This window comes from Acetobacter aceti NBRC 14818 (assembly GCF_000193495.2).
GTDB classification, from domain to species: domain Bacteria; phylum Pseudomonadota; class Alphaproteobacteria; order Acetobacterales; family Acetobacteraceae; genus Acetobacter; species Acetobacter aceti.
Genome location: NZ_AP023410.1, coordinates 1,145,700 through 1,158,877, shown reverse-complemented (window position 1 = coordinate 1,158,877; position 13,178 = coordinate 1,145,700). Strand labels below are relative to the sequence as shown.

13 protein-coding genes are annotated in these 13,178 nt (G+C 56.8%); 12 read left to right on the top strand and 1 reads right to left on the bottom strand.

The features are described 5' to 3' along the window. The first annotated feature begins 70 nt into the window (after positions 1-70). Complete coding sequence (locus EMQ_RS05230) at positions 71-1,144, top strand: alpha/beta hydrolase (RefSeq protein WP_010669028.1); 1,074 nt, start codon at positions 71-73, stop codon at positions 1,142-1,144. Positions 1,145-1,221: 77 nt separating this feature from the next. On the opposite strand, the gene EMQ_RS05225 is transcribed toward EMQ_RS05230, so the two are convergent. Beyond that, positions 1,222-1,734 carry a hypothetical protein gene (locus tag EMQ_RS05225; RefSeq protein WP_018308360.1) on the bottom strand — a complete coding sequence of 171 codons (513 nt, stop codon included), beginning with the start codon at positions 1,732-1,734 and terminating at the stop codon, positions 1,222-1,224. 322 nt (positions 1,735-2,056) lie between these two features. On the opposite strand from EMQ_RS05225, the gene EMQ_RS05220 reads away from it, so the two are divergent. From EMQ_RS05220 to grxD, 11 genes are all read left to right on the top strand, one after another. Beyond that, positions 2,057-3,175, top strand: a complete 1,119-nt coding sequence (locus tag EMQ_RS05220) for an LLM class flavin-dependent oxidoreductase (RefSeq protein WP_018308361.1) — start codon at positions 2,057-2,059, stop codon at positions 3,173-3,175. A 56-nt stretch (positions 3,176-3,231) separates the two neighbouring features. Beyond that, positions 3,232-5,415: a TonB-dependent siderophore receptor gene (locus tag EMQ_RS05215; RefSeq protein ID WP_010666468.1), complete on the top strand. Its 2,184-nt coding sequence runs from the start codon at positions 3,232-3,234 to the stop codon at positions 5,413-5,415. Between the two features lie 300 nt (positions 5,416-5,715). Continuing rightward, positions 5,716-7,065 (top strand): adenylosuccinate lyase, encoded by a 1,350-nt coding sequence (gene purB, locus EMQ_RS05210; RefSeq protein ID WP_010666467.1) that lies wholly within the window; start codon positions 5,716-5,718, stop codon positions 7,063-7,065. Between the two features lie 87 nt (positions 7,066-7,152). Further along, on the top strand, positions 7,153-7,746 hold the full coding sequence (locus EMQ_RS05205; protein WP_010666466.1) for a sugar O-acetyltransferase: 594 nt from the start codon (positions 7,153-7,155) through the stop codon (positions 7,744-7,746). Between the two features lie 239 nt (positions 7,747-7,985). Further along, positions 7,986-8,750, top strand: coding sequence for a phosphoribosylaminoimidazolesuccinocarboxamide synthase (purC, locus tag EMQ_RS05200; protein WP_010666465.1), 765 nt, complete (start codon positions 7,986-7,988; stop codon positions 8,748-8,750). A 55-nt stretch (positions 8,751-8,805) separates the two neighbouring features. Further along, positions 8,806-9,048 carry a phosphoribosylformylglycinamidine synthase subunit PurS gene (gene purS / locus EMQ_RS05195; RefSeq protein WP_010666464.1) on the top strand — a complete coding sequence of 81 codons (243 nt, stop codon included), beginning with the start codon at positions 8,806-8,808 and terminating at the stop codon, positions 9,046-9,048. Continuing rightward, positions 9,045-9,449: a Rap1a/Tai family immunity protein gene (locus tag EMQ_RS05190; RefSeq protein WP_010666463.1), complete on the top strand. Its 405-nt coding sequence runs from the start codon at positions 9,045-9,047 to the stop codon at positions 9,447-9,449. Before purS ends, EMQ_RS05190 begins: the two co-directional genes overlap by 4 nt. Continuing rightward, positions 9,446-10,147, top strand: a complete 702-nt coding sequence (gene purQ / locus EMQ_RS05185; protein WP_010666462.1) for a phosphoribosylformylglycinamidine synthase subunit PurQ — start codon at positions 9,446-9,448, stop codon at positions 10,145-10,147. Before EMQ_RS05190 ends, purQ begins: the two co-directional genes overlap by 4 nt. Continuing rightward, entirely contained in the window at positions 10,144-12,354 is a 2,211-nt protein-coding gene (gene purL / locus EMQ_RS05180) for a phosphoribosylformylglycinamidine synthase subunit PurL (RefSeq protein WP_010666461.1), read from the top strand. The genes purQ and purL overlap by 4 nt, the downstream gene beginning before the upstream one ends. A gap of 45 nt (positions 12,355-12,399) precedes the next feature. Then, positions 12,400-12,630, top strand: a complete 231-nt coding sequence (locus EMQ_RS05175; protein WP_010666460.1) for a BolA/IbaG family iron-sulfur metabolism protein — start codon at positions 12,400-12,402, stop codon at positions 12,628-12,630. A gap of 77 nt (positions 12,631-12,707) precedes the next feature. Further along, complete coding sequence (grxD, locus tag EMQ_RS05170) at positions 12,708-13,043, top strand: Grx4 family monothiol glutaredoxin (protein WP_010666459.1); 336 nt, start codon at positions 12,708-12,710, stop codon at positions 13,041-13,043. Positions 13,044-13,178: the final 135 nt, after the last annotated feature.

Below are 13,178 nucleotides of genomic sequence, written 5' to 3'. Positions count from 1 at the left end.
GCGCGTGCAGAACTGTTCCGTCAAGATACGGCTGGACATATTCTGACGTACGCCACAGCCTGTCTGGGTCATGCTGAAGATTGAAATGCTCACGGAACGTCTGTCTGCCAGAAAATTCTCTGGCTCTTTCACCAGAGACAAACCGGATCTGACCTCCCGTCTCCTGCTGCGAGGGCTTCATGCCGCCAGCCAGAGACGCCGCAAACACCGGCAGACCCTCAAAGCTCCGCAGGCGGCCCCGGTCATTCCGCACACAGTATCCGCCGCATCGCTTGCTTATATAAGGCGTCTGACAAATCGTCCGTCTTTTCCCATGCGCCTTTCCGCGCTTCCTCTGAAGCGGGTCATTGATCTGCGTGTGCCGGGCGCTGCGGAACTCAGGCCAGCACGCCTGTATATTCCTTATGGAAAGGTGAGGGGTGTCGTGCTGTTCCTTCATGGCGGAGGCTTTGTGCATTGCGGCCTCAATTCCCATCACGGGATATGCTGTCGTCTGGCGCGTGCGTCCGGTGCTGCTGTTCTGTCGTTTGATTACAGTCTGGCGCCTGAGCATAAATTTCCGGCAGCGGTCGAGGATGTGTGGGCGGCTTTCAACTGGCTGGCGTCGGAAGCCTGGAGGTGGGGCGGCGCTGTTGCTGTCGCGGGCGATAGTGCGGGCGGAACATTGGCGGCCGTTCTGTGCCAGAAAGTAAGAGAGGCTCATCGGAGTGGCGCAAACCCGTCACCTCCGGCTCCCGTCATGCAGGTACTCTATTATCCGGCCACGCTTGGACGAGAGGAAACGCCATCCCGGGAGAAATTTGCTCACGGATATTTTCTTACGAAAGCGATGATGGAATGGTATGGGAGTCAGTATGCTTCTTCGGATGAAGATCTGCTCAACCCTGACTTCGCGCCAGCATTACAGAAAGACCTGTCCGGGCTTCCTTCCGCATGGATCATGACAGCAGAGTGCGATCCGCTCAGGGATGAAGGAGCGCTTTATGGCCGGCGTCTCGCGGAGGCAGGAAACGTGGTCAGCTACACCTGCGTTCGCGGCACACTGCATGGGTTTCTTCAGTTTTACCCCATGATGAGAAAGGCGCGATGGGTTCTGCATCAGAGTGGACGGGCGCTGCGCGCTGTGTTCAGAGCGCGGAAATAACCGCTGACCTGACCTGAAACCGGCTGCGGTTTTGTGACCTTCAATAAGAAGGAAGCTGCTGAGGTTGCCGCTACTACTCAGAGATGAACACGCATGTGATCCCGTAATTCGTTGCACCGCTTGGCATAAGTAGATGCTTTTGAGGCGGTAAAGAAATTGATCAGAAACGCGCCCGCGAGTGAAAGAAATGAGAAAGTAGTCAGGATTTCTCCAGTGAGAGACATTTCAGCGTCATAATGCACGGCTGAATACCAGAGCAGCCCGAGCCCGAGAATCGCTCCAAAGATTCCGAAAACTCCGGTCGATTTCATCAGGGAATCTTCAATGGCTTCGAAGGCGGATGTTTCCCGCCACAGGTCGAACAGCATACGGTCAACGTCGCCCACGGCATCGGCATGGCTGGATTTCTCTTCCGCAGTCCGTTTGTGAGGATTCTTGCGGTGGATATCCAGTTCCTGACGCGCCTTGGCGAAAACGCGCCGCCGCTCCTTGATGGCGGGAAGGCTGATATCCACAAAACTGAGAATGGCGACATTGAGACCAGCTGAAAGCTGTATCACAGCCTGAAAATCGCCCCATGTAGCGCTCATTGATACCCCTTGTTTTCCATTTCTGAAATCTGTAGCGCCACGGCGAGTGTGGGGATAGATGCCGGAAAGCGTAACTGCTATCCCGAAATGAACTGATGGAAACAAAAAAGTTACCAGAAGTGATTTTGGTTTTGTTTAATTTTTACTGTAAATATTTTAACTTAATAGGTATAGTTTTTATATTGTCGATTTTATATTTTTAGTATTTATATATGTATTGTATATAAAAATCCATTATAGTGTATGTGAGTATTTTTGATGTGATTTTACTCATGATCCAATTCATTCTCGGGAGACATGCCTCTCTCAGGATCATCGGATAATGTCAGTCGAATTTATCGGTTATGTCAGCGCTCAGGAGCAGACGGAGGTCGTTGGTCCAAATGGACCTGTTGTAGACCCCGAATATATTGCCAGTAGTGCGCTTCTTCAGGAACGGGGTGGTTTCGACCGTGCCCTGATCGCGTTTCACTCCAGTTCACCCGACAGTCTCGTGGTTGCGCAACATGCGGCGTCTGCAACAACACGTCTGGGATTGCTGATTGCCCATCGTCCAGGTTTTGCTGCACCGACTCTTGCCGCCCGTCAGTTTGCAACACTGGATCAACTGACAGGTGGCCGTGTCGCCATGCACGTCATTACGGGCGGCAATGACAGGGAGTTGCAGGCGGATGGCGATCATCTGACGAAAGCGGAACGCTACAGTCGCGCGGCTGAATATATCCAGATCGTTCGTCAGGAATGGCAGGAAAACGCGCCTTTCGATCATGGTGGAGATTATTATCAGGTCAGAGGCGCTCATTCGGATGTGCGGCCCGTCAGCGCTGCCGGTATCCCGATTTATTTTGGTGGAGCCTCTGAAGAAGCTATTGCTGTTACTGGCAAGTATGCTGATGGCTATGCCTTGTGGGGTGAGCCGCTCAAGGAAGCGGGTGAACTGGTCGGGCGGGTAAAGGATGCCGCGGCCCAGAATGGAAGAAAGATAAGATTTTCCGTTTCTTTTCGTCCGATCATAGAGAAAACCGAAGAGCTGGCATGGGAGCGTGCTGCCGCCATTCAGGCGCTTCTTGAAAAACGGCAGGAAGAAGAGAAGGGGCCGACAGGCATCGGTCTTGATCGTGCAGGTCAGAGGCCAACAGTGGAAAACCTGCCGACCAATGAAGGATCAAAACGTCTTCAGAAAATTGCGGCCAGAAGCAACCGCCATGATGAGCGGCTATGGACGGGCGTTGCTCAGGCGACGGGCGGGCGATGGAATTCCACATCGCTGGTCGGGACGGCGGATCAGGTCGCGGAGAGCCTGCTCCGTTATTACAGGATCGGGATCGAGACTTTTCTGATCCGTGGTTTTGATCCGCTTTCAGACGCCCTGACTTATGGCAGTGAGCTTATTCCCCGGGTCAAGGCGCTTGTCGAACGTGAAGAACGATGTGGCAGATAACATCATGAAAATTAAACAACACATGCTGCCATCATTGTTTTTCGGGGATAATTTTTATGGCCCACATCGGGTTGCGTTCCTTTCTGATCGCCTCACTCTCCGGCATTTCTACAGCCCATGCCGCGACACCGTATGCCTCAAGTGACCATGCCGTGCGTGTGCGCAACCCGCAGGCGACGGCAGCACCAAAAGCTGTTGAAAAGCACGCGGTAGCTCCAAAACATGTTACGGGCGGATCAGAAGTTATTACGGTGCGGACAGTCCGTAATGCTCCTCGGCTTGCCCGGCATGTACCGCTGGGTGCGCTTGGAAACAAATCCGAATTTGACACGCCTTTTTCGGTTAGTTCTGTTTCAGCGGCCAAGATTGAAGCGATGCAGGCGTCCGACATTAACGATGTCATGCGGTATGAACCCGGCGTTCAGGCCAATTCCAACGGAACGTCCACGGCGTCAGGCTCGAGCGTCCGCGTGCGTGGGCTCAATCTGGACTGGACCAACGGTTATAAAATAGACGGGATGGCGATCCCTTACTGGTATATTGATCTGCCCGTTGCCAATTTTGATACCATTCAGGTTTTCAAGGGAGCATCCGCTTTCATGTATGGTTTTGGGTCGCCGGGCGGCGTTCTGGATTACCGGCTGAAAGCGCCGGTTGAAAATAGGAAAGTCACACTGGAGGCGGGTTACCGTTCAGACGCGGTGTTCCGGCAGATGCTGGATGTCGGCGGCTCGCTTGATTCCGCGCATCGTGTCCAGACACGTCTTTCTTTCGCTAGCGAGGTCGGGAACCAGTATAACGCCAGCTTTGTGAGAAATCTTTCGACCTCTTTTACTACTGACATCCGTATTACTGATAAATTGCATTGGCATTTCAACAGTTTTTATCTGAACACTCTCCAGAAAGGCATGGTCAACACGATCGCATCTGCAAATGGTGTGGGTGCTATTGAGACGATCAGCGGACGCTCTGTCTTCGGCGCGAAAAATTCCTGGAAGACAAACGATATGAAGCGGTTCAGCACCGGATTCGACTGGGAGTTTGCAAAAAACTGGTCTGCCGCACTGACATATGGCTACACCCACCTCAACGAACAGTTTCCATCCAACCAGATCACCTTCACCAGTCCGGATGGAGATTATTATAATCAGGCATTCGAGCAGAAACGTGTTCTGACTTATCATCAGGTAGATGCCATCACGCAGGGACATTTCACGACTGGCCCGGTCCGTCAGGATGTAATCGTGGGCATCACCTGGCTGCGGCAGATGTTCGATGCAGACGCCAATTCAGGCGCTCTTGGTCCTCTTGAATACGGTAACATTCATGATGGGAGGCCGATCATCTCGAATGCGACGAATTTTAATCCTCGCATGTATCGCTACATTGATTACCAGCAGGTCGCCCCATTCTGGAGTGATACATTCAGCTATGGAAAATGGTCCCTGATGGCGGGAGCCCGTTACACGGATTATATGGAAAACGATTATTCGAAAACGGGTAGCAGGACAGCAGCCCATCGTAATAATCCCGTCACGCCTATCGTCTCGCTGAGTTATAAAATCACCCCGGAAATCAATGCCTATTTCAGCTGGGTGCAGGCCATGCAGGCTGGAGGGCAGGCGGGTTCGAGCAATGTGAACTACATGCAGGTGTTCGGCCCGATCCGAAGCGATCAGTACGAAGCCGGCATCAAGGTACAGCGCAAAACCTTCAGTGGCACACTGGCTGTCTTCCGTATGGATACAGGGGCCGCCTATACAAATGCCCAGAATTATTACGTTCAGGACGGCAAGTCCCGTTATCAGGGTGTGGAGGCATCGGCCTCATGGCTTCTGACGCGGGATCTGAACGTCAATGGCAGTCTTGCCTATCTGGACGCCCGCTATGTGAAAGCCGCTGTCGGCTATGCAGGCCATAAACTGGAAGCGGTGGCGCCGTTTCAGGCTGCTTTCAATGCCGATTACCGGATACGCCCGGTCAAGGGACTCAGTGTAAACGCCGGTTTCAATTTTGTCTCACGGAACTGGCTTGATGCCGCCAACACAATCCGCCTTCCATCCTATATCGTGGGAAATGTTGGCGCATCGTACGCCGTGAATGTCGGGGGACATCCGATGGTGTTTCGGGCGGCGGTCGAGAATGTCGGCAATGTCCGGTACTGGCTGAGCAGGGGGAGCCGAAATCTGTTTCCCGGCGCACCTCGTACTGTGACGCTGAGCGCGCGTTTCGACCTGTAGAAAATGGGTCAGAGGGAGACGCGTAGATGCGAATGGCTTTAGGGTAGGGAAAGCGAAGTTGAGGACGGTTTTTACAGAATTCTGCTCGATGGAGCGCCTCAGAACGGCAGAAAACCCGGATAGAATGGCTCAGGCCATTCCGTCGCCCGCCGAAATGTTCTAGGAGGCTCGAAAGACCATAAGGGGAATGCTTGTTCTGTCAGGGCGCGCGAGCGCTCCATGACGTCCTGATGCTCCCTAATGGTCGTGGTGATGAGGCTCGTAGCAGCCTGATTTTGAGCAGAAAGAGGAAACGCGCCCATGGTGCCTCGCTACACACGACCCGCAATGCTGGCTATCTGGGCCCCCGAAAATCGTTATCGGATCTGGTTCGAAATCGAGGCTCTGGCGTGTGAGGCGATGGCCGAACTGGGCGAGATCCCCAAGGAATCCGCCCGCACCATCCGCGAGAAGGGCGACGCCGCGATGGCCGCGTTCTCGCAGACCGATCTCGACCGCATCGACGCGATTGAGGCCGAGACCCGTCACGATGTGATCGCCTTCCTGACGTGGCTAGCGGAAAAGATCGGCCCCGACAGCCGCTTCGTGCATCTTGGCATGACATCGTCCGACGTGCTTGATACCTGCCTCTCGGTCCAGCTTACGCAGGCGACGGACCTTCTGCTGGCCGACCTCGATACGGTTTTGGCTGCGCTGAAGAAGCAGGCTTTCGAACACAAATACACGCTGACCATTGGTCGCAGCCATGGCATCCACGCCGAGCCGACGTCGTTCGGTCTGAAGATGGCTGGTCATTACGCCGAGTTTGACCGTAACAAGAAACGTCTGGAAACGGCTCGCGCCGAGATCGCCACCTGCGCCATTTCGGGTGCCGTCGGCACCTTTGCGCATCTCGACCCGCGTGTGGAAGCCTATGTCGCCGACAAGCTGGGCCTGAAGCCGGAGCCGGTCTCCACGCAGGTCATTCCGCGCGACCGTCACGCCGCCTATTTCTGTGCGCTGGCCGTCATTGCCAGCGGTATCGAGCGTCTGGCGACGGAAGTGCGTCATCTCCAGCGTTCGGAAGTGCGCGAGGCGGAAGAGTTCTTCCACAAGGGCCAGAAGGGTTCGTCCGCGATGCCGCACAAGCGGAATCCGGTTCTGTCCGAGAACCTGACAGGTCTGGCCCGTCTGGTGCGTGCCGCTGTCATTCCGGCTCTGGAAAACGTGGCGCTGTGGCATGAGCGCGATATCAGTCACTCTTCAGTTGAGCGTAACATTTGCCCGGATGCGACCATTGGTCTCGACTTCGCATTGGCTCGTCTCGCGGGCATGATGGACAAGCTGCTGGTCTATCCGGACCAGATGGCCGCCAACATCGAAAGCCTTGGTGGTGTCGTGCATTCCGGCGAGGTGCTGCTGGCTCTGGCCCGTGCGGGCGTGCTGCGTGAGGACGCCTATCGCATCGTGCAGCGTTGCGCGATGGAGACATGGACCAAACTCGGCAAGCCGGGCTTCAAGACCTTCCGTGAAAATCTGGACGCTGATCCAGAAATCGCCGGTCGGATCGCACCTGAGGTGCTGGATGCCGCCATGGATAGCCGCTCTCACCTGAAAGCTGTTGATGATCGCTACAAGCTGATCTTCGGCGAGGCTGGTCCGCAGGCCTGATTTATCCTGAAACCGCCTTTTCTGAGGAAGCGGTTTTGCTTTCCGGAAAGGCGGTTCAGTCTTTATATAATATATGGGCGGTTGCAGATGGATCTGATCGCACAGCGTCGGCACATGCTGACAGGTTCCTGTTACAATGATCTGACGCCTGAACTGGTTGATGCCCGGGCGCGGGCCGTCCATCTTTCTGACCGTTACAACGACAGTTTCGGCCGTCCGCAGGCAGAGCGTGAGCAACTCCTGCGAACTCTCCTGCATCATGTGGGCAGCGGAGCCCATTTCGAACCGCGCTTCCGGTGCGAGTTTGGCTTCAACATTTCCGTCGGTGAAAAATTCTACGCCAACTTTGACTGCATCATTCTTGATGCGGCGACAGTATCCATTGGCGACAGTGTGCTGTTTGGCCCTCGGGTGGGCATTTACACGGCCAATCATGCCATTGATCCTGATGAACGCGCCGCTGGGGCCTGTTACGCCAGACCTGTGGTGATTGGAAATCGCGTCTGGATCGGTGCCGGGGTTCATATCAATCCGGGCGTTACGATCGGCGATAACAGTATTGTCGGTTCAGGAAGTGTTGTGACGAAGGATATTCCTCCCAACGTCATCGCGGCGGGCGTGCCGTGTAAGGTCATACGGTCCATCACTTTGGACGATCGAACGGGTTTTTCGACTTTTTGAGCCTGTTTTGCGCGTTTTTCACCATTTTTTCGGCTAAAATAATATGCATCTAATGTGCATGTTTAATTCCCGAGAGTTCTTTCCGTGCGGCAGCGTCCGGGTGCGTTTCTCCAACCCGGCAGTATCATCTCGCTTCGAAGGCTGCTAAGAGGCAGCCGCAGGAGGCCTGTGTTGGGCCGGAAAACTGCGGGTGGGTCTGTTTCAGTCTTCCCGCAAGCCGAGAGTGAGCAAGAACGACCATGGCCCGCCGCCGCCAGCTGTATGAAGGTAAAGCCAAGATCCTGTTTGAAGGGCCGGAACCCGGAACCCTCGTGCAGTATTTCAAGGACGACGCCACGGCAGGGAATGGCGCGAAACATGGCATCATCACCGGCAAGGGTGTCCTGAACAACCGCATCAGCGAGTACATCATGCTGCGGTTGCAGGAAATTGGCATCCCGACGCACTTCATCCGTCGCATCAACATGCGGGAGCAGTTGATCCGTGAGGTGGAAATCATTCCACTGGAGATCGTGATCCGGAATATCGCAGCCGGCAGCATCGCCAAGCGTCTGGGGATTCCGGAAGGCACCCGTCTGCCGCGTTCGATCGTCGAGTATTATTACAAGAACGATGCTCTGGGTGACCCAATGGTGGCTGAAGAGCACATCACGGCGTTTGGCTGGGCCGGTCCGCACGATCTGGATGACATGGTCGCCATGTCGCTACGTGTGAATGATTTCCTGATGGGCCTGTTCGCCGGCGTCGGGATTTCGCTGGTCGATTTCAAGCTGGAGTTCGGTCGTCTCTGGGAAGGCGAGGAGATGCGCATCATCCTTGCGGATGAGATTTCTCCGGATAACTGCCGCCTGTGGGACGCCAAGACAAACGAGAAGCTCGACAAGGACCGTTTCCGTCGGGATATGGGTCAGGTCGAGGAAGCTTATCAGGAGGTCGCCCGTCGTCTCGGCATTCTGCCCGAGGCCGGAAACGGCGATCTCAAAGGTTCTGAAACAATGCAGTAAGCACGCCGTTAAGGGTGTGTTTGAAAGAGTTAAGGCCAGAAGGCCGGAGGGCGGTATGAAGGTTCGCGTGACTGTTTCTCTGAAAGAGGGTGTGCTTGACCCGCAGGGGAAGGCCATTGGCCACGCCCTTCATGTGCTGGAATTTCCGGAAGTGAAAGAAGTCCGGGTCGGCAAGGTGATCGAGCTAGATGTTGAAGGCTCGGACGCAGCAAAGGTTGAGGCGCGCGCCACAGAGATGGCGAAGCAGCTTCTCGCCAATGAAGTGATCGAAGACTTTGCTGTGGAGGTGGTGAAATGAGCCGTTTTTCCGTTTTCTCGACCGCTCTTCTCCTTGCGTCCGGCCTGTTTGTTGCCGATGCAGCCATGGCGCAGCGCGTCTCGCCGATGACGGCTGGTAATTTCGACCGTATCTGCACTCGTCCTGCCGGCGCGTCCGTATGTGACGCCTATATTTCCGGACTGGCCGACGCCGGAACGCTGTCAAAGATCAATGATCGCAATGAAGGCGATCCGAACGCCCCTGCCGGTTTCTGCATTCCCGCCACGGAAACAAGCGCGGCCATGCGCAACAATGTCATCACCTGGCTGAAGGCGCACAAGGACGTGCTGCAGAAACCGGTGGGTGAGGGCGTGTTCATGGCCCTGCATGATTCCTACCCCTGTGCTGCTTCCTCCAAGCCCGCGGAACAGAAGAAATGAAAGCCGGTATCGTCGTTTTTCCGGGGACCAACCGGGAGCGCGACATGGCGATCGCCCTGAAGGCGGTTACCGGTCACGCTCCGAAAATCCTCTGGCACAGGGACACCGAGCTTCCCGAGCTTGATCTCGTCGTGCTGCCCGGCGGCTTCAGCTATGGCGATTACCTTCGCTGTGGCGCAATGGCTGCGCACTCCCCGATCATGCGGGAAATCCGCGCATTCGCCGAAAAGGGTGGCCACATCCTCGGCGTTTGTAACGGCTTCCAGATCCTGACGGAAACCGGCCTGCTGCCGGGTGCGCTGCTGCGGAATGCTGGTCTGCGCTTTCTGTCGCAGGACTGCCATCTTCGTGTCGAGAACGCCGAGACACCGTTCACGCGCCGCTGGAAGAAGGGCGATGTGTTCCGTACGCCGCTCGCCCACGGTGACGGTAACTATGTCGCGGACGCCGAGACGCTGAAGACGCTTCATGGCGAGAACCGCGTGGCGTTTCGCTACTCTGCGCCGAACGGCAAGGTTGACGCGGCTGACCGCGACAGCAATCCGAATGGCAGCCTCGACGCTATCGCCGGTATCCTGAGCGCCAACTCCCGCATCTGCGGCATGATGCCGCATCCGGAAGACCTCGTTGATCCGCTGATGGGCGGTGAAGACGGCAAGCCCCTGTTCGAAAGTCTGGTGGAGGCTCTGGTCCGATGAGCAGCAAGCAGAAAGCGGTCAACGCCGATCTGGCCCGCGAATTCGGCCTCTCCGCCGAGGAATATGATCGCGTCCTCGCCATCATGGGTCGCACGCCGAGCCTGACGGAGCTGGGCGTGTTTTCGGTCATGTGGTCCGAGCACTGTTCCTACAAGTCATCCCGCAAGTGGCTGCGCACCCTGCCGACCACGGCGCCGTGGGTCATCCACGGTCCGGGCGAGAACGCCGGTGTGGTCGATATCGGGCAGGGACTGGCCGCCATCTTCAAGATGGAGAGCCACAACCATCCGTCCTTCATCGAGCCCTATCAGGGCGCAGCGACGGGCGTCGGCGGCATCCTGCGTGACGTGTTCACCATGGGTGCGCGTCCTGTCGCCAACCTGAACGCCCTGCGCTTCGGTTCGCCGGAAACACCCCGCACACGTCAGATCGTGGATGGTGTGGTGCGTGGCATCGGCGGTTACGGCAACTGCGTCGGCGTGCCGACGGTCGGCGGGGAAGTAAACTTCCACCCGGCCTATGACGGCAATCCGCTGGTCAACGCCATGACGGTCGGCGTTGCCCGTCAGGACAAGATCTTTCTGTCGGCTGCTGCGGGTATCGGTAATCCGGTTGTGTATGTCGGCTCCAAGACGGGCCGCGACGGTATCCATGGCGCAACCATGTCTTCCGCCGAGTTCGACGAGAACGCGCTGGCCAAGCGCCCAACCGTGCAGGTCGGCGATCCGTTCGTCGAGAAGCTGCTGATCGAGGCGTGCCTTGAGCTGATGGCGACCGATGCGATTGTCGCCATTCAGGATATGGGCGCTGCCGGTCTGACCTCCTCGTCCGTCGAAATGGCGGGCAAGGGCGGTGTCGGCATCGACCTTGATCTTGATGCTGTTCCGCAGCGTGAGCCGAACATGACGGCTTATGAGATGATGCTCTCCGAGAGTCAGGAGCGCATGCTCATCGTCATCAAGCCGGAACGCACCGAGGTCGCGCGTGCGATCTTCGAGAAGTGGGAACTGGATTTCGCGGTCATCGGTCATCTGACCGACACCGGCAACATCGTCGTGCGCCACAAGGGGCAGGTCGAAGCCGATATTCCGCTGGACCCGCTGGCGGAGCAGGCTCCGATCTACGATCGTCCGACCGTACCTCTGCCCGCGCCGGAGCCTGTTGGTGACATCCATGATCCGCTCGGTCTGGAGCAGACGCTTATCCGTCTGGTCGGCTGTCCGGATATCGCCTCGCGCGCATGGATCTGGAACCAGTATGACAGCACAGTCGGTGGACAGACCGTGCGTCGTCCGGGTGGCGCGGATGCGGCCATCGTCAAGGTCGAGGACACATCCATTGGTCTGGCGCTGACCACGGATTGCACACCGCGCTATTGCCGCGCCAACCCGAAGAAGGGTGGGGCGCAGGCGGTTGCCGAGGCATGGCGCAACATCACGGCGACAGGCGCCCGTCCACTCGCCGTGACGGACAACCTGAACTTCGGTAATCCCGAGAAGCCCGAGATCATGGCGCAGTTCGTCGGTGCCATCGAAGGCATCGGCGAAGCCTGCCGTGCGCTCGACTTCCCGATCGTGAGCGGCAACGTCTCGCTTTATAACGAGACCCGCAATCCGGATGGCACGACCTCAGCCATCCTGCCGACCCCGGCTCTCGGTGGTCTGGGTGTGCTGGATGATGTCACGAAGAATGTCGGGCTCGGTATGCCTGAGAACGGCACGCTGATCCTCGTGGGCGAGACGAAAGGCCACCTCGGCCAGTCGCTCTGGCTGCGGGAAATCCTTGGACGCGAAACGGGTGATGCGCCGGATGTGGATCTGGCCGCAGAACGTCGCAATGGCGACTTCGTGCGTGAACAGATCACGTCCGGTGCGGTGAAAGCCTGCCATGACGTCTCTGACGGTGGCATTCTGATCGCAGCCGCCGAGATGGTCATGGCGACCGGCAATGGCTGCACGCTTGAGCCGCCGCAGTCGGGCATGCGTCCGGAAGCGTTCTGGTTCGGTGAGGATCAGGGGCGCTATCTGGTTGCGGTCGAAGGTGACGGCAAGGCGTTCCTCGCTGCGGCGGAGAAAGCAGGTGTTCCCGCGCGGGTGGCAGCAGCCATCGGTGGTGACTGTCTGGTTCTTCCAAGTGGGGCGCGAGTGTCTGCGGCGCGTATGAATGTGGCCCATGCTGCGTTCTTCCCCGCCCTGATGGATCGCTGAGCGACGTTTCGGACCGGATTCATCGGTTATCAAAGGAGAATGGTCATGGCCATGAGTGCGGCAGATATCGAGGCCTACATCCTCAAGGCGTTTCCTGACGCAAAAGTGAGCATCGACGATCTGGCGGGCGACGGCGATCATTACGCCTGCACTGTCGTCAGTGAAGCCTTTCGTGGATTGCCGCGGGTGAAACAGCACAAGCTGGTCTATAATGCGCTCGAAGGGCACATGGGCGGAACGTTGCACGCGCTTGCGCTCAAGACGTCAGCCCCCTGATGTCCCCGATTTTCTGAATAAAACCGGGCAGACTCCTCAGTTGATGCGGGTCTGCCCGGAAACTGGAGTAAGCAGAGATGTCCACACCTGTTGGTCAGCGCATTCAGGCGCTTGTTGAAGAAAACCCCGTCATGCTGTTCATGAAGGGCACACCGGATTTCCCGCAGTGCGGGTTCTCCGCCCGTGTCGTTCAGGTGCTGAACCACCTCGGCGTGCCTTTCAAGGCCGAGAACGTTCTGGCTGATCCTGAAATGCGCGAAGGCATCAAGATCTTCTCTGACTGGCCCACCATTCCGCAGCTTTACGTCAAGGGCGAGTTCGTCGGCGGCTGCGATATCGTGATGGAAATGGCCCAGTCCGGCGAGCTGCAGACACTGCTTAAGGAAAAGGGAATCGCCTCTGCTGCTGCGTAAGGTTTCCCGCCTGCAATATCGGTTTGCCACGATATTGCAGGTTTCTGTTTTTGATTTGTTCTTTCAGGCCAGTATATATCGTTCCCCCATCTGACGAACGATAGAAATGAAATAGTAATTTACTCCCTTTAGGCA